This window comes from Kitasatospora sp. NPDC003701, from assembly GCF_053587085.1.
In genome coordinates, this window is the sequence record NZ_JBSFNM010000010.1 from 76,518 (window position 1) to 95,859 (window position 19,342).

20 protein-coding genes are annotated in these 19,342 nt (G+C 73.2%); 10 read left to right on the top strand and 10 right to left on the bottom strand.

Features of this window, described 5'->3' with window-relative positions; genetic code table 11:
* Positions 1-62: 62 nt before the first annotated feature.
* Entirely contained in the window at positions 63-1,013 is a 951-nt protein-coding gene (locus ACWDRR_RS12430) for a pirin family protein (RefSeq protein ID WP_449772128.1), read from the bottom strand.
* 153 nt (positions 1,014-1,166) lie between these two features.
* Positions 1,167-1,673, bottom strand: coding sequence for an SseB family protein (locus ACWDRR_RS12435; RefSeq protein ID WP_380327897.1), 507 nt, complete (start codon positions 1,671-1,673; stop codon positions 1,167-1,169).
* Positions 1,674-1,888: 215 nt separating this feature from the next.
* Between ACWDRR_RS12435 and ACWDRR_RS12440 the strand changes: the two genes are divergently transcribed.
* Positions 1,889-3,718 carry an acyl-CoA dehydrogenase gene (locus tag ACWDRR_RS12440; RefSeq protein ID WP_449772129.1) on the top strand — a complete coding sequence of 610 codons (1,830 nt, stop codon included), beginning with the start codon at positions 1,889-1,891 and terminating at the stop codon, positions 3,716-3,718.
* A gap of 303 nt (positions 3,719-4,021) precedes the next feature.
* The gene (locus ACWDRR_RS12445) at positions 4,022-5,317 is read left to right on the top strand and encodes a M18 family aminopeptidase (protein ID WP_449772130.1); all 1,296 of its coding nucleotides are present in this window, start codon (positions 4,022-4,024) and stop codon (positions 5,315-5,317) included.
* Between the two features lie 63 nt (positions 5,318-5,380).
* Here ACWDRR_RS12445 and ACWDRR_RS12450 read toward each other — a convergent pair whose 3' ends face one another.
* Together ACWDRR_RS12450 and ACWDRR_RS12455 are read right to left on the bottom strand one after the other, a co-directional pair.
* Positions 5,381-7,195: an NHL domain-containing thioredoxin family protein gene (locus tag ACWDRR_RS12450; RefSeq protein WP_449772131.1), complete on the bottom strand. Its 1,815-nt coding sequence runs from the start codon at positions 7,193-7,195 to the stop codon at positions 5,381-5,383.
* A gap of 77 nt (positions 7,196-7,272) precedes the next feature.
* Positions 7,273-8,439, bottom strand: a complete 1,167-nt coding sequence (locus tag ACWDRR_RS12455) for an acyltransferase family protein (protein ID WP_449772132.1) — start codon at positions 8,437-8,439, stop codon at positions 7,273-7,275.
* 245 nt (positions 8,440-8,684) lie between these two features.
* Here ACWDRR_RS12455 and ACWDRR_RS12460 point away from each other — a divergent pair, with 245 nt between their 5' ends.
* A complete protein-coding gene (locus tag ACWDRR_RS12460; protein WP_449772133.1) occupies positions 8,685-9,170 on the top strand; it encodes an LURP-one-related/scramblase family protein in 486 nt (161 codons plus the stop codon).
* Between the two features lie 49 nt (positions 9,171-9,219).
* Here ACWDRR_RS12460 and ACWDRR_RS12465 read toward each other — a convergent pair whose 3' ends face one another.
* Positions 9,220-10,449: a glutathionylspermidine synthase family protein gene (locus ACWDRR_RS12465; RefSeq protein ID WP_449772134.1), complete on the bottom strand. Its 1,230-nt coding sequence runs from the start codon at positions 10,447-10,449 to the stop codon at positions 9,220-9,222.
* A gap of 5 nt (positions 10,450-10,454) precedes the next feature.
* Positions 10,455-10,805: a hypothetical protein gene (locus ACWDRR_RS12470; RefSeq protein ID WP_449772135.1), complete on the bottom strand. Its 351-nt coding sequence runs from the start codon at positions 10,803-10,805 to the stop codon at positions 10,455-10,457.
* A gap of 161 nt (positions 10,806-10,966) precedes the next feature.
* On the opposite strand from ACWDRR_RS12470, the gene ACWDRR_RS12475 reads away from it, so the two are divergent.
* Positions 10,967-11,389, top strand: coding sequence for a DUF350 domain-containing protein (locus ACWDRR_RS12475; protein WP_449772136.1), 423 nt, complete (start codon positions 10,967-10,969; stop codon positions 11,387-11,389).
* A 46-nt stretch (positions 11,390-11,435) separates the two neighbouring features.
* Here the strand turns inward: ACWDRR_RS12475 and ACWDRR_RS12480 are convergent, their stop codons facing one another.
* Positions 11,436-11,795: a winged helix-turn-helix transcriptional regulator gene (locus tag ACWDRR_RS12480; protein WP_449772137.1), complete on the bottom strand. Its 360-nt coding sequence runs from the start codon at positions 11,793-11,795 to the stop codon at positions 11,436-11,438.
* 98 nt (positions 11,796-11,893) lie between these two features.
* Here ACWDRR_RS12480 and ACWDRR_RS12485 point away from each other — a divergent pair, with 98 nt between their 5' ends.
* Both ACWDRR_RS12485 and ACWDRR_RS12490 read left to right on the top strand, forming a co-directional pair.
* Entirely contained in the window at positions 11,894-12,802 is a 909-nt protein-coding gene (locus tag ACWDRR_RS12485) for an NAD(P)-dependent oxidoreductase (RefSeq protein WP_449772138.1), read from the top strand.
* Between the two features lie 69 nt (positions 12,803-12,871).
* Positions 12,872-13,723, top strand: coding sequence for a TIGR03619 family F420-dependent LLM class oxidoreductase (locus tag ACWDRR_RS12490; RefSeq protein ID WP_449772139.1), 852 nt, complete (start codon positions 12,872-12,874; stop codon positions 13,721-13,723).
* Positions 13,724-13,764: 41 nt separating this feature from the next.
* Here ACWDRR_RS12490 and ACWDRR_RS12495 read toward each other — a convergent pair whose 3' ends face one another.
* Positions 13,765-14,820: an aldo/keto reductase gene (locus ACWDRR_RS12495; protein ID WP_449772140.1), complete on the bottom strand. Its 1,056-nt coding sequence runs from the start codon at positions 14,818-14,820 to the stop codon at positions 13,765-13,767.
* A 216-nt stretch (positions 14,821-15,036) separates the two neighbouring features.
* Here ACWDRR_RS12495 and ACWDRR_RS12500 point away from each other — a divergent pair, with 216 nt between their 5' ends.
* Together ACWDRR_RS12500 and ACWDRR_RS12505 are read left to right on the top strand one after the other, a co-directional pair.
* Positions 15,037-16,062: a hypothetical protein gene (locus ACWDRR_RS12500; protein ID WP_449772141.1), complete on the top strand. Its 1,026-nt coding sequence runs from the start codon at positions 15,037-15,039 to the stop codon at positions 16,060-16,062.
* Between the two features lie 270 nt (positions 16,063-16,332).
* Positions 16,333-17,376: a class I SAM-dependent methyltransferase gene (locus tag ACWDRR_RS12505; RefSeq protein WP_449772142.1), complete on the top strand. Its 1,044-nt coding sequence runs from the start codon at positions 16,333-16,335 to the stop codon at positions 17,374-17,376.
* Between the two features lie 62 nt (positions 17,377-17,438).
* On the opposite strand, the gene ACWDRR_RS12510 is transcribed toward ACWDRR_RS12505, so the two are convergent.
* Entirely contained in the window at positions 17,439-17,759 is a 321-nt protein-coding gene (locus ACWDRR_RS12510) for a DMT family transporter (protein WP_449772143.1), read from the bottom strand.
* Between the two features lie 70 nt (positions 17,760-17,829).
* Complete coding sequence (locus ACWDRR_RS12515) at positions 17,830-18,174, bottom strand: DMT family transporter (RefSeq protein ID WP_449772144.1); 345 nt, start codon at positions 18,172-18,174, stop codon at positions 17,830-17,832.
* A 117-nt stretch (positions 18,175-18,291) separates the two neighbouring features.
* On the opposite strand from ACWDRR_RS12515, the gene ACWDRR_RS12520 reads away from it, so the two are divergent.
* Positions 18,292-18,744, top strand: coding sequence for a MarR family winged helix-turn-helix transcriptional regulator (locus ACWDRR_RS12520; protein ID WP_449772145.1), 453 nt, complete (start codon positions 18,292-18,294; stop codon positions 18,742-18,744).
* 102 nt (positions 18,745-18,846) lie between these two features.
* Positions 18,847-19,182 (top strand): divalent-cation tolerance protein CutA, encoded by a 336-nt coding sequence (gene cutA, locus ACWDRR_RS12525; protein ID WP_449772146.1) that lies wholly within the window; start codon positions 18,847-18,849, stop codon positions 19,180-19,182.
* Positions 19,183-19,342: the final 160 nt, after the last annotated feature.

Here is a 19,342-nt window from a genome sequence, read left to right on the forward strand (position 1 = left end):
GGGCGTGGTCGGCGGGCCGGGGTCCGGCCCCCGGCGTTCCGGGGGCCGGGATCCGGGCGGGGTCAGTCGATCGGGTGACCGAACGAGCCGGACTGGAAGTCCCGCATCGCCTGCTCCAGCTCGCGGTGGCTGTTCATGACGAACGGCCCGTACCAGGCGACCGGCTCCCGGATCGGCTGCCCGCCCAGGAGGATCACGTCCAGGTTGGGGTGGCGGGAGTCCTGCCGGCTGTCGGCGGAGATGGTGAGGGTGTCGCCCTCGCCGAACACCGCCGCCTGCCCGGTGTGGATCGGCCGGCCCTCGGCGCCGACCTTGCCGTCGCCGTTCAGCACGTAGGCCAGCGCGTTGAAGTCCTGCCGCCACGGGACGGTGACCTGCGCGCCCGGGGTGATGCTGGCGTGCAGCAGGGTGATCGGGGTGTGGGTGGCGCCCGGGCCCCGGTGGCCGTCCAGCTCACCGGCGATCAGCCGCAGGATCGCGCCGCCGTCCGGGGTGGAGAGCAGCTTGACGTGCCCGCCGTGGATGTCCTGGTAGCGCGGGGTCGTCATCTTGTCGGAGGCCGGGAGGTTGACCCAGAGCTGGATGCCGTGGAACAGCCCGCCCGTCGTCACCAGGGACTCCGGCGGCGTCTCGATGTGCAGGATGCCGGAGCCCGCCGTCATCCACTGGGTGTCGCCGCCGCCGAGGTGGCCGCCGCCGCCGTGCGAGTCCTTGTGGATGAACTCGCCGTCGATCAGGTAGGTGACCGTCTCGAAGCCGCGGTGCGGGTGCCAGGGCGTGCCCTTGGGCTCGCCGGCCGCGTACTCCACCTCGCCCATCTGGTCCATCATGATGAACGGGTCGAGGTACTTGGTGTTGATCTTGGCGAAGGCGCGGCGGACGGGGAAGCCCTCGCCTTCGAAGCCCTCGGGGGCGGTCACCACGGTGAGCACCGGCCGGGCGTTGGTCGCGGCCGGGTCGGGGGTGGTGACGCGGGGGAGGGTCAGCGGGTTCTCGACGGTCACGGCGGGCATGTCGGCCTCCTTCGGGGGGTTCCTCTGGCCTACGTCCACGAGATTAGTTCAATTCTCAACAAGAAGCAAGTTGAACTTTGAACTATGTGTCGACGAGACGGCCCGGGGCCCGTTCCGGAGGGGCCCCGGGCCGTGCGGCGGTCGTCCGGTGCGTCAGCCGTACATGCGGCGCATGGTGAAGTCGACCATCTGCTCGACCGCCTTGGCGTCGAAGACCATCCGGTGCTCGCCCTCCATGTCCAGGGCGAAGCCGTACCCGGTCGGCAGCAGGTCGAGCACCTCGGCGCCGGTGACCGTGAAGTGCTTGGAGTCCTTACCGGCGTAGCGGCGCAGCTCCTTCAGCGAGCTGAACATCGGGATCACCGGGGTCGGCGTGTTGTGCAGCGCCAGGAAGCCGGGGCGGTCGCCGCGCGGGCAGTGCACCTTGGAGGTGATGAAGATGGCCTGGAAGTCCTCCACCGCCATCGACCCGGTGGTGAAGGCCCGGACGGCGTCCGCCAGCGAGGGCGGGGACGGCTCCGGGTACAGGGACTGCTGCTGCGACGCCTGCGGCTGCTCGCCGTACGGGCCGGGGCCGGGCATGCCGTTCATGCCCGGCTGCGGTCCCGCCTGCTGCTGGTAGGGATCACCCGGGTATGCGTTCTGGTCATAGCCGTACACACGGACAGGCTATCGGGAGCGCAGCCGCCTGTGCGGGCGTCGATCCTGACAAGGAGTGGCCGTCCCGGCTTGTGGGACGTGACCACGTTCATAGCGGATTCACTGCCAGGGGCTTGAAACAAGTTACCGCTGGGTAGCATCATGTTGCCTACTGGTGGGTACGGGGCGCCCGAACGCGGCGGTCTCCCGGAAGCGACGAACCGGAGAAAACGGCGATGGGTCACTACAAGTCCAACCTGCGGGACGTGGAGTTCAACCTCTTCGAGGTGTTCGGCCGCGAGCAGGTCTACGGCACCGGACCGTTCGCGGACATGGACGTCGAGACCGCGAAGAACATCCTGAGCGAGATCGCGCGCCTCGCCGAGAACGACCTCGCCGCGTCCTTCACCGACACCGACCGCAACCCGCCGGTCTTCGACCCGGAGACCAACACCGCGCCGATCCCGGCCTCGTTCAAGAAGAGCTACCAGGCCTTCATGGACGCCGAGTGGTGGCGCCTGGGCATCCCGGAGTCCATCGGCGGCCAGGTCACCCCGTCCTCGCTGATCTGGGGCTTCGCCGAGCAGATCCTCGGCTCGAACCCGGCCATCTGGATGTACTCCTCCGGCCCGGCCTTCGCCGGCGTCATCGCCGAGGAGGGCACCGAGGAGCAGCTGGAGGTCGCCAAGCGGATGACCGACCGCCTCTGGGGCTCCACCATGGTCCTGACCGAGCCGGACGCCGGCTCGGACGTGGGCGCCGGCCGCACCAAGGCGATCAAGCAGGAGGACGGCTCCTGGCACATCGAGGGTGTGAAGCGCTTCATCACCTCGGGCGAGCACGACATGTCCGAGAACATCATCCACATGGTGCTGGCCCGCCCCGAGGGCGGTAAGCCGGGCACCAAGGGCCTCGGCCTCTACATCGTGCCGAAGTACGACTTCGACTGGGAGACCGGCGAGCTCGGCGAGCGCAACGGCGTCTACGCGACCAACGTCGAGCACAAGATGGGCCTCAAGGCCTCCAACACCTGCGAGATGACCTTCGGTGCCAAGCACCCCGCCAAGGGCTGGCTGCTGGGCGAGAAGGTCGACGGCATCCGCCAGATGTTCAAGATCATCGAGTTCGCCCGGATGATGGTCGGCACGAAGGCCATCGCCACCCTCTCCACCGGCTACCTCAACGCGCTGGAGTACGCCAAGGAGCGCGTGCAGGGCGCCGACATCTCGCAGTTCCTGGACAAGACCGCGCCGCGGGTGACCATCACCCACCACCCGGACGTGCGCCGCTCGCTGATGACCCAGAAGGCGTACGCCGAGGGCATGCGCGCGCTGGTCCTGCTCACCGCCTCCACCCAGGACGACGTGCTCGCCGCCCGCCTGCGCGGCGAGGCCGACGAGGCGGCCGAGCGCCTGAACGACCTGCTGCTGCCGATCGTCAAGGGCTACGGCTCCGAGAAGTCCTACGAGCAGCTCGCCCAGTCCCTGCAGACCTTCGGTGGCTCCGGCTACCTGCAGGAGTACCCGATCGAGCAGTACATCCGGGACGCCAAGATCGACACCCTCTACGAGGGCACCACCGCGATCCAGGGCCAGGACTTCTTCTTCCGCAAGATCGTCAAGGACGGCGGCCAGGCGCTCACCGCGCTGTCCGAGCAGATCCAGAAGTTCCTCGGCTCCGCCGCGGGCGGCGACGCCCTGGCCACCGAGCGCGAGCTGCTCGCCAAGGCCGCCGGTGACCTGGAGGCCATCGTCGGCAAGCTGCTGGCCGACCTCTCCTCGGTCGAGCAGGACGTCAAGAACATGTACAAGGTGGGCCTCAACACCACCCGCCTGCTGATGGTCTCCGGCGACGTCGTGGTCGGCTGGCTGCTGCTGCGCCAGGCCGCGGTGGCCCTGGCCAAGCTGGAGGCCGGCGCCTCGGAGAAGGACGTCGCCTTCTACCAGGGCAAGGTCGCGGCGGCCCGCTTCTTCGCCAAGAACATCCTGCCGACCGTCTCCTCGCAGCGCCTGATCGCCGAGGGCATCGACAACGAGATCATGGAGCTGGCGGAGGAGGCGTTCTGACGCCCGCCCTCCCACTGACCGCCTGACCCAACCCTCACGCCGAAGGGCCCGGTTCCCGGACCGGGCCCTTCGGCGTTCCCCCGTCCCGGCCTGCGCCGCTGCCCGGGGCCGGCCCCGGTATGACCGTCCGCGACCGGGCGCAACCGTTGGGTGCGCGGCGTCCGGCGCTGCGTCAGTTCACGGTTCTGTCTGCGTTCTGCATCCGTTGGGAGGTTCCGAGTGTCCTGTCCGTGTACGGGCATATGCTCAAGGTGCGAAGCCGACCCCCATCCGGCTTCGGCCCTCCCTCGACTCAGGAGCAGCATGTCGACCGCCGCCCGTCAGGCCTTCTTCGACCGGACGCACACCGATGATCTGATTGCCTTCCTCGGTACCTCACCGTCGCCCTACCACGCGGTCGCCAGCGCCGCCGAGCGGCTGGAGAAGGCGGGTTTCCGGCAGGTCGCCGAGACGGACGCCTGGGACGCGGTGGCCGGGGGCCGCTACGTGATCCGGGGCGGCGCGCTGATCGCGTGGTACGTGCCGCAGGGCGCCGGGCCGCAGACGCCGTTCCGCGTCGTGGGCACCCACACCGACTCGCCCAACCTGCGGGTCAAGCCGGTGCCCGACACCGGCTCGGCGGGCTGGCGGCAGGTCGCGGTGGAGATCTACGGCGGCGTGCCGCTGAACACCTGGCTCGACCGTGACCTCGGCCTCTCCGGCCGCCTCGCGCTGCGGGACGGCAGCTCGCGGCTGGTGCAGCTGGACGAGCCGCTGCTGCGCGTGCCGCAGCTGGCGATCCACCTGGACCGCCAGGTCAACGAGGGGATGAAGCTCGACAAGCAGCGCCACCTCACCCCGATCTGGGGCCTCGGCCCGGTCGACGAGGGCTCGCTGATCGAGTACGTCGCCGAGCGCGCCGGGGTGGACGCCGCCGACGTGGCCGGCTGGGACCTCATGACGCACGACGTGCAGCCCGCCACCTACCTGGGCCGGGACCGCGAGCTGCTGGCCGGGCCGCGCCTGGACAACCTGCTCTCGGTGCACGCGGCCACCGCCGCGCTGGCCGCCGTGGCCGGCGAGGCCCTGCCGTACATCCCGGTGCTGGCCGCCTTCGACCACGAGGAGACCGGTAGCGAGTCGGACACCGGCGCGCAGAGCCCGCTGCTCGGCAACGTGCTGGAGCGCAGCGTCTACGCGCGCGGCGGCAGCCCCGAGGACCGCGCCCGGGCGCTGGCCGGCACCGTCTGCCTCTCCTCCGACATGGGCCACGCCGTCCACCCGAACTACAGCGAGCGGCACGAGCCGGGGCACCACCCGATGCCCAACGGCGGGCCGATCCTGAAGGTCAACGTCAACAACCGGTACGCGACCGACGGGGTCGGCCGGGCCGTCTTCGCGGCGGCCTGCGAGAAGGCCGGCGTGCCGTGGCAGACCTTCGTCTCCAACAACGCCATGCCCTGCGGTACGACGATCGGCCCGATCACCGCGGCGCGGCTCGGGATCAGCACGGTGGACTGCGGCATCGCGGCGCTCTCCATGCACTCGGCGCGCGAGCTCTGCGGTGCGGACGACCCGTACCTGCTGGCGAGCGCGGTCAAGGCCTTCCTGGAGGGCTGAGCCCGCACAGCACGAAGGGCCCGGCGGGTGCCGGGCCCTTCGTGCTGCCGGTGCCGGCCGCGGCTACTCCATCCCGGCGAGCACCAGCGGCAGCCGGCGCGCGCCGTCCGCGGCCAGCTTCACCGGCACGCCCCAGTCCTGCTGGTGGACGTGGCAGGACGGGAACTCGATCTCCGGGTCGTCGTCACAGGAGGCGGCCATCGCCGAGACGTGCAGCACGCCCTCGGTCACCCGGTCGGAGAGCACCAGTTCGCGGGAGAGCGCGGTGTCCGCGCCGGCGCCGGAGACCAGCAGCTCGGGCGGGGTGGAGCTGACCAGCAGCCGGGTGGACGGGCCGTAGCGCTCGTCCAGCTTCTGGCCGGTGGGCGCCGAGAAGACCACGTCCAGCCGGAACGTGCCGGGGGCGACCTCGGTGGCGGCCCGCCGGGTGCGGTGCGCGACCGACTCGACCCGGACGGCCTCCTCGGGCAGCCGCAGCCTGGTGAGGCGGTGCCGGGCGGACTCGACCACCACGATGTCGCCGTCCACCAGCACCGCGCCGGAGGGCTCGCGCAGGTCGGTGGCGAGCGTGGTGACCTCGCCGCTCGCCGGGTCGAAGCGGCGCAGCGCGTGGTTGTAGGTGTCGCTGACGGCCACCGAGCCGTCGGGCAGCACGGTGACGCCCAGCGGGTGCTGGAGCAGCGCCTGCTCGGCCGCGCCGTCGCGGTGGCCGAAGTCGAACAGGCCGGTGCCGACGGCCGTCCGGACCGTCTTCGTTTCACGTGAAACCGAACGCAGCGACGAGGTCTCCGAGTCGGCCACCCAGAGCAGCTCGCCGTCCGCCGAGACGGCCAGGCCGGAGGGCTGGGCGAACCAGGCCTCGGCGACCGGGCCGTCGACCAGGCCCTCGTTGGTGGTGCCGGCCGCGACGCCGACGGTGCCGGTGGCCGGGTCGTACGCCCAGAGCTGGTGGACGCCGGCCATGGCGATCCAGACCTTGCCGTCGAACCAGGCGACGTCCCACGGCGAGGAGAGGTCCACCTCGCGGGCCGGGCCCTCGGTCGGGGAGCCCTGCCACCACTGCCGGCCGGTGCCGGCCAGGGTCTCGACGCTGCCGTCGGCCAGCCGGACACCGCGCAGCGCGTGGTTCACGGTGTCGGCCACGATCACGTCGTACGCCGAGCCCTCCGGGAGCAGGGCGAGGCCCTGCGGCTCGCTGAACCGGGGGCTGGTGCCGTCGACCAGCCCGCGCACGCCGTCGCCGATCCGGCGGACGACGCTCTCGCCGTCCTCGGCCAGCTCGACCAGCGAGTGGTGGCCGGAGTCGGCGACCAGGAAGTGGCCGTTCGGCAGCCGGACGACCTTGCCGGGGAACTTGAGGTCCCCCGCGGTGGGCTCGGGCGCCACGTACGGGCCGTCGCCGCGGCGCAGCGTGCCCTTGGCCGCGTGCTCGGCCTCCAGCTCCTCGACCAGCCGGGCGATGGCGTGCGCGTGCCCCTCGCCGGCGTGCTGGGCGACCACGTACCCCTCGGGGTCGATCACCACCAGCGTCGGCCAGGCCCGCACCGCGTACTGCTTCCAGGTGGCGAGCGCCGGGTCGTCCAGCACCGGGTGGTGCACCTCGTACCGGGCGACGGCGTCCACCACGGCCTGGTGGTCGGCCTCGTGCACGAACTTGGGGGAGTGCACGCCGACGATCACCACGGTGTCGCGGTGCTTCTCCTCCAACTCACGGAGCTCGTCCAGGACGTGCAGACAGTTGATGCAGCAGAAGGTCCAGAAGTCCAGGACGGTGATCTTGCCCCGGAAGTCGGCGAGCGTGAGCTCCTTGCCGCCGGTGTTCAGCCAACCGCCTGCCCCGACCAGCTCGGGGGCGCGTACACGTGCACGAGATGCCATACCCCCATCAAACCGCACGGGGGTGCTGCTCATTCCGGCCGGTCACGGAGGCGGGGCGCACCGGCGCCGCCGCCGGGTCACTCCGGCCGGGAGGGGCCGGTGAGGGCCGGGGCGGGCCGGGCCCCGGCCGGCGGGTGGACGGTGGTGTCGGGCGCGGTGGCCGGGGCGGGCACGGTGGGCCGGATCCGGCGGGAGACGGTGTCGCACCAGGTGATCAGGCGGCGGCCGACCTCGATCATCGGCGTCTCCAGGCGGCGGTGCAGCAGGTCGGCGGCGGCCAGCGCGACCAGGCAGACGGCGGTCGCGAACAGCGGGGTGCCGCCGGGCAGCCACGGGGCCAGGGCGGCGGTGACGCTCACGGCCGAGGCCTGGAGCAGGTAGAGGCCGTAGGACCGCTCACCGACGAAGACCAGCGGGCGCAGCGAGAGGATCAGGCGGCCCGGGCCGGGGCCGAGCAGGGTGGGCAGCAGCAGCGCGACGCCGAGGCCGAAGAGGAAGATCGGGATCTGCTCGCCGCCGAAGTGGGCGGTCAGGTCCGGCAGCTTCGCGTGCAGGACGAGGAACCCGAGGCCGGCCACCGCGCCGACGACCGGGTGGGTCAGCGGGCTGAGCAGGGCGAAACCGCGGCGGCTGTGCAGGACGACGGCGAGCAGGGCGCCGATCAGCAGCACCGAGTAGTGCAGGCCCATGCCCTTCCAGGTCTCGTTGTACGGCACCAGGACGAGGGCGATCGCGGCCACCGCGAGCGGGATGCGGAGCTTCTCGGAGATCAGGCCGACCAGGATCAGCGCGAGCGGCCAGACCAGGTAGAACTTCTGCTCGATGCCGATGGTCCAGGTGTGCAGGTACGGGGTGTCGCCGGCGAGGTGGTACTCGTTCATGAAGCCGAGGAAGTTCGGCAGGTGGTCCATCAGCACCGCCCAGCTGTGGCCGGAGCGGTAGACGGCGACCATGGTGATCGCCAGGCCCGCGTAGTAGAGCGGCACGATCCGGAAGACCCGCCGGATGTAGAAGTTCCGCAGCGATATGCGCCCGGTCCGGTCCCGTTCCCGGAGCATCAGGGTGGTGATGAGGAAGCCGGAGAGGACGAAGAAGGCGTGCACCCCGATCCAGCCGGAGAGGAACCGGGACTCCGGGCCGCCGTAGTGGAAGAAGACCACGATCACGGCGGCGACGGCACGCAGTCCGTCCAGTGCGTCGAACCGCCGCATCGCGAGGAATTCGGCGTGGGTGAGTCGGCGCATCGGGAGTCTCCGGGCTGGCGGGGTGTCGGTGCCGGGACACCCGCGCGGGCACCCACGGTCGGGGCAGCGACATCATGGCCGACCGTGGCCGTTCTTGACCATCCAGTGGTTGTTCTGTGTGGTTCTGTGCAGTACGTGCGACCGGCTCGGCCCTGCTCCGCCGGGCCCTCCGGCGTGTGGCGGTCCTTCAGGGGGGGAGGCCGATCGGGTCGAATGGGCGGGACGTCCCACACGGAGGAGGCGGTATGCGGTACTTGGTCAGGGAGAAGCTGTTCGCGATCGGTGACGACTACTGGATCGAGGACGACCGGGGGCACAAGGCGTTCCTGGTGGACGGCAAGGTGCTGCGGCTGCGCGACACCTTCGAGCTGAAGGACGCCGCCGGCCGGGTGGTGGCGGTGGTGAAGGAGAAGGCGTTCACCGTCCGGGACGCGATGAAGATCGAGAACGCCGACGGCGACGTGGTCGCGACCGTCCGGGAGAAGCTGTTCACGCCGTTCCGCGACAAGTACCTGGTGGAGCTGGCCGGCGGTGGCGAGCTGAAGATCCACGGGAACCTGATCGACAAGGACTACCGGATCGAGAACGCCCACGGCGACGACCTCGCCCGGATCTCCCGCAAGTGGTTCCGGGTCCGTGACACCTACGGCGTGGAGGTGGCCGACGGCGCCGACGCGGGGCTGCTGCTGGCCGTCGCGGCCTGCGTGGACCACCTGACGCACGAGGACTGACCCCGGGTGGCCGCAGGGCCGGGCGGGGACGCCCGGCCCTGCGGACGGCTCAGACGATGACGTGCGGCAGGAAGCGGGCGCCCTGGTGGGTGATCGGGCTGTCGTCCGTCTCGCGGATGCCGAGGCCCGCCGCCTCGCCGTCGACCACCCAGGCGCCGAGCACCGGGCGGTTGCCGTCGAAGTCGGGCAGCGGGTGGTACTGCTGGTAGCAGTGGCCCTCGGCGCCGTAGCGGTCCGGGTCGCCGGCCCAGGCGGCGAGCCGGGTCTCGGCGCCGTCCGGCCCGACGATCCGGATGCCGGCGCCCTCCCGGCCGAGCAGCGGCTTCGCCGCGTACCCGGGGCCGTCCGGGGCGGCGAGTTCGCGCGGGCCGTCCAGGTAGGCGGGCAGCAGGTTGGGGTGGCCCGGGTAGAGCTCCCAGAGCACCGCCAGCAGCGCCTTGTTGGAGAGCAGCATCTTCCAGGCCGGCTCGATCCAGAGCGTGGAGCCGGTGCCGCCACCGTGGTCGACGACGTCCAGCAGCTGCTCGCCGAACTCGTCCCCGGCCAGCCACTCCCACGGGTAGAGCTTGAACGCCGAGCGGATGAAGCGGTGTTCGAGGTCGACGAAGCGGCCGGAGAGGCCGTCCCAGCCGATGTCCTCCACGGCGATGCCGACCGTGTCGATGCCGGCCTGCTCGGCGCACTCCTGGAGGTAGAGGGTGGTCATCCAGTCCTCGCCCTCGGTGTCGCCGCGCGAGTGGGCGAAGTGCACCGGCCCGGGCGGCAGCAGGTGCTTCTGGCGGGCCCAGGAGGCGACCAGCCGCTCGTGCAGCGAGTTCCACTGGTCGGCGGCGGGGAAGCGCTCCTCCATCCAGAACCACTGCGGGCCGGCCGCCTCGATCAGCGAGGTCGGGGTGTCGGCGTTGTACTCGAACAGCTTGGCCGGGCCGGTGCCGTCGTACGCGAGGTCGAACCGCCCGTAGACGGACGGCTGTTCGGCGCGCCGCCGCCAGGACTCGGCGACGGTCGCGGCGAGCCGGGGGTCGGTGATCCCGTAGTCGGCGAACCGGCCGGTGCGGACCACGTGGTCGGCGGCGGCCAGGCACATCCCGTGCAGCTCCTCGACCACCTCCTCCAGCGCCTCCACCTCGGGCAGCGAGAACTCGTAGTACCCGCTCTCGTCCCAGTAGGCGTGCGGGCCGCCCTGGTTGCACGGGTCGGAGCACATCGCGTAGATCAGGCCCTGGCCCTCGACGGTGGCCAGCCAGTCGGGGCGCGGGGCGATGGCGCGGCGGCGCACCGCGGTCAGCCCCCGCCCGAGCCGCTGGAGCCGGACGGGCAGCCGAAGCCGCCGCGCTTGGTGGCGGCCTTGTCGAAGGTGCCGCCGAGCGCCGTGGTGCCGCCCGAGCCGCAGTAGTACCAGCGGCCGGCGGCGGCGGTGGTGCCGCCCGTGCACGCGTGGCTGTCCAGCACCTTGAGGGTCGACGGGTCGACGCAGCGGCTCGGCGGGTTGCCACCGCTGCCGGAGGAGCAGCCGGAGAGCGCCAGGGCGAGGGTGCCGACCATGCCGAGGGTGACGAAGCCCGAGCGGCGCCGGGCGTCCGGTCCCGGTCGGCCGGCTCCGGGGGATGTGCTGGGTGACTGGGACGGCGTCATGGCGCCCGATGGTACGCGTGGGGCGGGATGGTACGGGAGGGGCCCTGGATTCCTGTCCGGCCACGGGGCCGATGGGATATGTTTTGCCGATCCTTGACCGCCGGACCGGGCGGAGCCGGGCCCGGCGGGATTCAGTGAGCGGACACGGGGGACGGACACCCATGAACGACATCCTGCACGGCCTCGGTGCGGCGGCCGCCTTCGGCGCCGTCGGCGTGCTGCTGCTCCTCCTCGGCATCGGCCTGGTCGACGCGCTGACGCCGGGCAGGCTCGGCCACCAGATCTGGGTCGAGCGCAACCGCAACGCCGCCGTGCTGCTCAGCTCCGCGCTGCTCGGCATCGGCGGCATCGTCTTCACCGCGATCATGTACACCTACGAGGACTTCGGCAAGGGCCTCGTCTCGACGGCCTGCTTCGGCCTGCTGGGCCTGGTGCTGATGGCCGTCGCGTTCTGGGCGGTGGACATCCTGACGCCCGGCAAGCTCGGCGCCGTCCTGGTCGACCCCGAGCCGCACCCGGCGGTCTGGGTCACCGCCAGCTGCAACGTCGCGGTGGCGGCGATCGTGGCGGCCTCGATCGCCTGAGCCGCCGACGGGCCCGGACCGGCGCGGCGCCCCGGGCCCCGTCGCGTTACGCGGCCCCCCGGCCCGGGTGCTCCGCCCCGCCGAGGACGTGCTCGCGGCCCCAGGCCCCCAGCGGTGCCAGCGCCGCGTTGAGCCGCGCCCCGACCGCCGTCAGCGAGTACTCGACGCGCGGCGGCACCTCGTCGTACGACTCGCGGTGCACGATGCCGTCGGCCTCCAGCTCGCGCAGATGGGCGGCGAGCACCTTCTCGGTGATCCCCGGCACCCGGCGGCGCAGCTCGCCGAACCGGCAGTTCGGCCGCTCGTCCAGCGCCCAGAGGATCAGCACCTTCCACTTGCCGCCGATCACGTCCATCGCCGCGTCGATCCCGCAGACGTACGCGCCCGGCCTCGGCACCGTCGCCATGACCCACCCCTCCCGACCTCATCGCTCACCTCAGGGTAACCACCCACTTCGAGGTGCGTACTTGTCCGCGGACCGCCCCGGCGACGAGCCTGATCGACATGGCACAGAACACTGTTGACCCCGTTTCGACGACCTCCCTCACCCTGCTCGGACTCGGCGCGATGGGCGCCGCGCTGGCCCGGACCTGGCTCGCCGCCGGGCACCCGCTGACCGTCTGGAACCGCACCGCCGCCCGGGCCGAGGACCTCGCCGCCCGGGGCGCCACCGTCGCCGCCACCCCCGCCGAGGCGGTCGCGGCCAACCGGCTGGTGGTCGTCTGCCTGCTCGACGACGCCTCCGTGGCCGAGGCGCTGGACGGCCTCGACCTGGCCGGCCGGGACGTGGTCAACCTCGTCACCAGCACCCCCGGCCTGGCCCGCGCCCGCGCCGCCTGGGCCCAGGAGCGCGGCGCCCGCTACCTGGACGGCGGGATCATGGCCGTCCCGCCGATGATCGGCGTCTCGGAGGCCGGCCCGTACGTCTTCTACAGCGGCTCGCGCGAGCTGTTCGAGGAGCACCGCGACACCCTGGCCGTCCCGGCCGGCACCCGGTTCGTCGGCGAGGACGCCGGGTTCGCCGCCCTGTACGACGTCGCGCTGCTGAGCGCCATGTACGGCATGTTCGCCGGGGTGGCGCACGCCTACGCGCTGATCGGCAAGGAGTCCGTGGCCCCGGGCGACCTCGCCCCGCTGCTGACCTCCTGGCTCCGGGCGATGGCCGGCTCGGCGGCGCAGACCGCCGCGCAGCTGGAGGCCGGGGACTACACCCTGGGGGTGGTCTCCAACCTCGCCATGCAGGTCGCCGGCACCCCCACCTTCCTGCGCACCGCCGAGGAGCAGGGCGTCAGCACCGAGCTGCTCGCCCCGTACTTCGGGCTGATGGCGCGCCGGCTCGCGGAGGCGTCCGGAGCGGAGGACCTGACCGGCGTGATCGACCTGCTGCGGCGCCAGGAGACTTCGGCCGCCTGACGAGGGGAATCCCCGGCGCCGTAAGCCTGTTGACCGGGTGTCACGACCGACGCGGGGAAGTGGGACAGCATGAAGCTCGGAGTCGCGCCGCACCGCCTCTGGCCGAAGGACGTCCGGGACCTCGACGCCGTGCTGGGCACCGCGCAGGAGGCGGAGCGGCTCGGGTTCGACCACCTGATCGCCGGCAGCCATGTGCTGCGCACCGAGGTCGGCCTGTCCCACGACCCGCTGGTGCTGCTCTCCGCCGTCGCCGGCGCCACCTCGCGGATCCGGCTCGTGACGAGCGTGCTGATCCTGCCGCTGCACAATCCGGTGCTCCTGGCCCACCAGGGCGCCACGCTGGACCGCCTCTCCGGCGGCCGGTTCACCCTCGGCGTGGGGACGGGCTGGGACGCCGGGGAGTTCGAGGCGGTCGGTGTGCCGTTCGCGGGCCGGGGCCGCCGGGCGGACGAACAGCTCGCGGTCGTCCGGGAGTTGTGGCGGGGCGAGGGGGCCGTCCGGATCGGGGTGCCGCCGCTGAGCCCGTCCGGGCCGGCGGTCTGGGTCGGCGGCCAGGGCGACGCGGCGCTGCGCCGGGCCCTGCGGTTCGGCGAGGCCTGGCACGGCGCGGCGGTCGAACCGGCGGGCCTCACCGCCGTCCGGGCCCGGCTGGCCGCCCTCGGCGAGGAGACCGGCCGGGACCCGGGCACGCTGGCGCTCACCGCCGGGGTCTTCCTCGTCCCGCCCGGCCACACCCCGGCCGGCCCCGTGCCGGGCACCCCGCTCGGCGGCACGGCGGCGTCGGCGGAGAGCGTCCGGCACGCGCTCGGCGAGCTGGCCGAGGCCGGGCTGAGCTCCTGCTCCCTCTGGTTCCCGGTCACCGCCGAGGCGCTGCCCGACGCGCTGGCCTGGGCGGCGCGGGAGCTGCTGCCCCGGGGGTGATTCCCCGGGGGTGATTCGCCGGGGCGGCAGCTCGCCGGCCGCTATCCGGCCGCGCGGTCGGTGGCGGGGCGGCGGCGCAGCGCCGGGTCGGTGAGGGCGGGCGGCTGCCAGACGCCGTCCGGGTGGTAGACGTTCGTGCCGGGCGGGACGATGGCGTCGATCCGGTCGAGGGCGGCGTCGTCCAGGGTGAGGTCGGCGCCCTTGAGGGCCGCCGCCAGCTGCTCCCCGGTGCGCGGGCCGATGATCACCGAGGTGACGGCCGGGTGCGCCAGGGGGAAGGCGAGGGCCAGTTCGGGCAGCGTGCGGCCGAGGTCGTCGGCGAGCGCGGTCAGCTCCTCGACGGCCTCCAGCTTGGCCACGTTGACCGGCAGCGCCGGGTCGAAGCGGGCCGGGGTGAGGGCGGCCCGGCCGGTGCCGAGGTCGATCGGGCGGCCCTTGCGGTAGCGGCCGGTGAGGAAGCCGGAGGCGAGCGGGCTCCAGGTCAGTGCGCCCATGCCGAGCCGCCGTACGGTCGGTAGCACGTCCCGCTCGATTCCCCGGGCGAGCAGCGAGTACGGCGGCTGCTCGGTGCGGAAGCGCGGCAGGCCGCGGCGTTCGGCGACGTGGTACGCCTCGACGATCTCCTCGGCGGGGAAGGTCGAGCAGCCGAAGGCGCGGATCTTGCCGGCCGTGACGAGGTCGCCGAGCGCGGCGAGGGTCTCCTCGATGTCGGTGGTGTGGTCGGGCCGGTGGACCTGGTAGAGGTCGATCCGGTCGGTGCGCAGCCGGCGCAGGCTCTCCTCCACCTCGCGGACGATCCAGCGCCGCGAGTTGCCGCCCCGGTTGCGGCCCTCGCCCATCGGGAAGTGCACCTTGGTGGCGAGGACGACGTCGTCGCGGGTGCCGCGGCTCTGCAGCGCCTTGCCGACGATCTCCTCCGACTCGCCCGCCGAGTACATGTCCGCGGTGTCGACGAAGTTGATGCCCTGGTCGAGGGCGGTGTGGATGATGCGGGCGCAGTCGTCGTGGTCGGGGTTGCCGACCGCGCCGAACATCATGGTGCCGAGGCAGTAGGCGCTCACCTCGATACCGGTGCCGCCCAGGATGCGGTAGCGCATGGTTCAGTCCCCCTGTTCAAGGTTCCGTGCCGAGGCGTCCGACAGTAGGGGCTGGAGTGCACTCCAGGGCAAGGGGCGGCCGCGGCCGGGCTCGCTCTCCGGGCTCACCTTCCGGGCTCGCTCTCCGGGCTCACCCTCCGGGATCACCCTCCCGGGGGAGCGGGCTCGCTCGCGCGGGGGAGGCCCGGGCGGGGCGGCCGGTGTGAGCGTGGGGGCATGACGACAGCGGCGGGCGGAGCAGCGGTACGGGCGGCGGGCGACGGGGGCCCGGGGGAGCAGGGTCCGGCGGGGTGGGGCACGGACGGCCGGGGGGTGGCCGTCTGGGGCGTCGCGTACGCGGGGTTCGGGCTCGGCTGCGCGCTGACCGGTGCCACCCTGATCGGTGCGGCCCGGCCGGGGTGGGCGGTCGCCGCGGTGGGCGCCGTCGCGGCGGCGGCCGGAGCGACCGCGGCCCGGGGAGCACGGCGACCGGCGCGGCCCCGGGGGTTGCGGACGGTGCTGTGGACGCTCTGCGCCCTGACCGGAGCGGCGGCCTTCGGCCTGCTGATGGACGTCATCACGCTGGTCTTCGACCAGGACGTGGGCAGTTGGCCGGGCGCGGCCCAGCACGCGCTCGCCGCGCTCGGCGCCGTCCTGCTGGCGGCCTGCGCCCGCACCGGCGGTGCGACCGTCCGGGCGGCCGGCACGGGTGTGCCCGCCGCCCCGTCGGAGGCCTCGGGCGCGGTCCAACTGGCCGCTCTCGCGGGGACGCTGGCGTTCGTGCCGTACGTCGCGATGAAGTTGACCTGGGCCCTCGGCGGTACGTTCGCCGGCCTGAGCGGGGCGGCGATGCGGGCCGTCGCCGAGCGCAACGGCGCCTCCGGGCTCTGGCTCACCCTGGAGTCCTGGGGCGTGGACGCGACGGCGCTGCTGGCGGTGCTCGGGGTGTTCCTGCTCTGGGGCCTGGTCCGTCCGTGGGGCCAGGTGTTCCCCCGGTGGACCCCGGTGCTGCGCGGCCGGCGCGTCCCCCGCTGGCTTCCGCTCGCCCCCGCGCTGCTCGGCGCCGCGACACTCGCGCCGTACGGCGTCGTCGGCGCCGGCTACCTGGCCCTCGCCACCACGGGCGTGCTGACCCTGCCGCGCGGGGACTTCCCCACCGAGGCGGACGTCCTGCTGGTCGGCTGGATCGGCCTCGGAGCCTTCGCCGTCTTCGGCGTCGCCCTGGCCGCCGGCGCCCGCTCGTACTGGTACCGCACGCGGTGACGCGGCCGCTCTTTTGCGGAACCGGCAACAAGGCTTGCCGTGCTCGCGGGGCCTGTCGCAGCCTGGCGCGGTAGGTGACCGCCATGGGCGACAGGCAGAGCGGCGCCGGGGACCGTCACCGCGGGGCCTTGTACCGAGGGGCCTGTTACCGAGGGGCCTGTTACCGCAGGGACTTGTCACCGCGGGGCCTGTTACCGCGGGGCCCGGAGCGGGCCGGCACGGACGAGCCGGACCGTTGTGGAACCCCCGCCACTGGAACGGAGATACGTGATGAACCGACCGCACCACCCCGTGCCGAGCCACGGCCAGGAGCACGACCACGGTCAGGGCCGCGGGCACGCGCACCACCACGGGCACGACCACGAGGCCGCCGGTGACTTCGACTGGGACGCCCTCGCCACCCTTCTGGAGCACGAGGCCGAGCTGCGCGCCCCGGCCGTCACCCAGGCCGCCCACTGGCTCCGGGAGTTGCTGGCCGGCAGCGATGCGAGCACTGGCAGCACATCGAGCAGCGGCAGCAGCAGTGCGAGCAATGGCAGCACATCGAGCGGCAGCGGCGGACCGAGCGGCGACAGCCGCGCGAGCGGCGGCGTTCGGCGCGTCCTGGACGTCGGCAGCGGGCCGGGCGTGATCGCCGGGCTGCTGGCCGAGGTCTTCCCGGGCGCCGAGGTGGTCGCGGTGGACCAGTCCCCGGCCCTGCTGGAGCGGGCCCGGGTCCGCTCGGCCGGCCGCCTCACCACCCAGCAGGCCGACCTGCCGGGCGACTTCGCCGTGCTGGGCGCCGCCGATCTGATCTGGTCCGCCAACGCGATCCACCACCTCGGCGACCAGCAGGCGGCGCTGACCGCGCTGGCCGGCTCGCTGCGCCCGGGCGGTCTGCTGGCCGTCGCCGAGCGCGGCCTGCCGCTGCGCTTCCTCCCCCGGGACATCGGCCTCGGCCGCCCCGGCCTCCAGGCCCGGCTGGACGCCGCCCTGGAGGACACCTTCGCCGAGATGCGCGCCGAAGTCCCCGACGCCGTCGACACGGTGGAGGACTGGCCCGCGCTGCTGGCCGGGGCCGGTCTCGCCCCCAGCGGCACGCGGACCTTCCTCACCGACCTGCCGGCGCCCCTGGACCGGACGGCCCGCGAGTACCTGCATACGCACCTGACCCGTCAGCGCGGGCGGATCGGCGTGGGCCTCGACGCCACCGACCGCGCGACCCTGGACGCCCTGCTCGACCCCGAGGCGCCCACCGGCATCCTCGCCCGGCCCGACGCCTTCTACCTCACCGCCACGACCGTCCACACGGCGCGGGCGATCCGCGCGGAGTGAGGCGCCGCCCGGGTGCCGGCCCGGTCGCCCCGGGCCGGTCGCCCCGGGCCGGCCGGGCCGGTTCAGACCCCGGCGGCGAGCTTCAGGGTGATCGCCCCGGCGATGATCGAGGCGAAGGAGAGCAGCTTGGGCAGGGTGATCCGCTCCTTGTAGAGCACCGCGCCGAAGACCACGGTGCCGATCGAGCCGAGCCCGGTCCAGATCGTGTACCCGACGCTGACGTCGAGGGTCTTGAGCGCCTGGCTCAGGGTGAAGACGCCGGCCGCGGCGGCGACCAGGGTGAAGACGGACGGCCAGAGCCGGGTGAAGCCCCGGGTGGCGTTGGTGCCGAGGGCGAAGGCGATTTCGAAGACGACGGCGATCGCGAGGAAGACCCAGGCCATGACGGACTGCTCCTGTGGGTGAGGGGGGAGAGGGGTGGGTGTGTCGAACCGCGGTACCGGGACCGGCGGTTCAGGCCGAGGCCGACTGCCGTGCGCCGAACCGGTCGGCGAGCTTGAGGCCGAGCACCCCGCCGATGATCAGCACGAAGGCCACCGCCTTTCCGGCGTTCATCGACTCGTGGAAGATCACCGACCCGAGGAGGACGGTGCCGACCGAGCCGATCCCGGTCCACACGGTGTAGCCGACGCCGACGTCGAGGGTCTTCAGGGCCAGGCTGAGGAAGAAGATCCCGCCGGCGGCCGCCGCGGCGCTGAGCAGTGACGGCCCCAGCACGGTGAAGCCGTGGGTGGCGTTGGTGGCGAGGGCGAAGACGACCTCGAAGACCGAGGCGACGAGCAGGTAGATCCAGGCCATGGGAATCCCCCGGGGTCATGGTGGTTGCATGTATGTGCAAATTGATGTCGACTGGGCAAGAGCATGCATGTACAAGTAATCTGTGTCAACCCACCCGGCCCGGCCAGGGAGCAGCCCATGACCTCTTCACCCAGCCCCACCGGCGACGATGCGGACGCCCGGACGTGGAGCCGGCTGACCGCTCTGCACACCCACGTCGAGAGCCGCCTGGCCACCGCCCTCCAGCGCCGGCACGGCCTCGGCCTCTCCGAGTACCGCGCCCTCGGCCTGCTCGCCGAAGCGGCCAAGGGGGAGCTGCGGATGCAGGACCTCGCCGCCGGCCTCGGCCTCAACCAGAGCTCGGTTACCCGCCTGGTCGCCCGCCTGCACGCCGCCGACTTCACCTACCGGGACTCCTGCCCGGACGACAAGCGCGGCGTCTACACCGTCATCACCGCCACCGGCCGCGCCCGCCACGAGGAGGCCCGGAGCACCTACCGCGAGACGCTCACCGCGAGCCTCGACGAGGCCGCCGCCGGCACCCCCGAGATCGCCGCCGTCCTCACCGCGGCCCGCGCCGCCCTCTCCTGAGCACGGCGGCCGCGGCCCGGCCCGCCGTCACCCCGCGCACCGGAAGCCGGCCGGTCCGACGTCCTGCTCCGTAGGCCGGCGCGTCGGCGGTACGGTCGCGCCATGGCAGCTTCCACCCCTGACGTCGTCGTGGTGACCACGACCCACGACGCCGAGGACAAGGCGCGCGCCCTGGCCGCCGCCGCCGTGCGCGAACGCCTGGCCGCGTGCGCGCAGATCCACCCCGTCCGGTCGGTCTACTGGTGGGACGGCGAGGTGCGGGAGGGCCCCGAGTGGCGCGTCGACCTCAAGACCCGGGCCGACCTCGTCACCCGCCTCGGTGCCTTCCTCGCCGAGCACCACGACTACGAGACGCCCGAGATCGTCGCCGTCCCGGTGGTCGCCGGCAGCGCCGACTACCTGGCCTGGGTCGCCGCCGAGACCACCGGACACCCCTGACGGGGTACCCGGGCAGAAACCGGGCACTCGGGCCCGCCGGGACGGCGCGGCCCCCGCCGCCGGTCGGTGGCAACGGGGGCCGCGCCGAGTCCTCACCGGGCACGCCCGGTCCGGCGTGCCCGGAGGCGACTCGGCACGTGACCTGCCGGCCCGCGCCGCG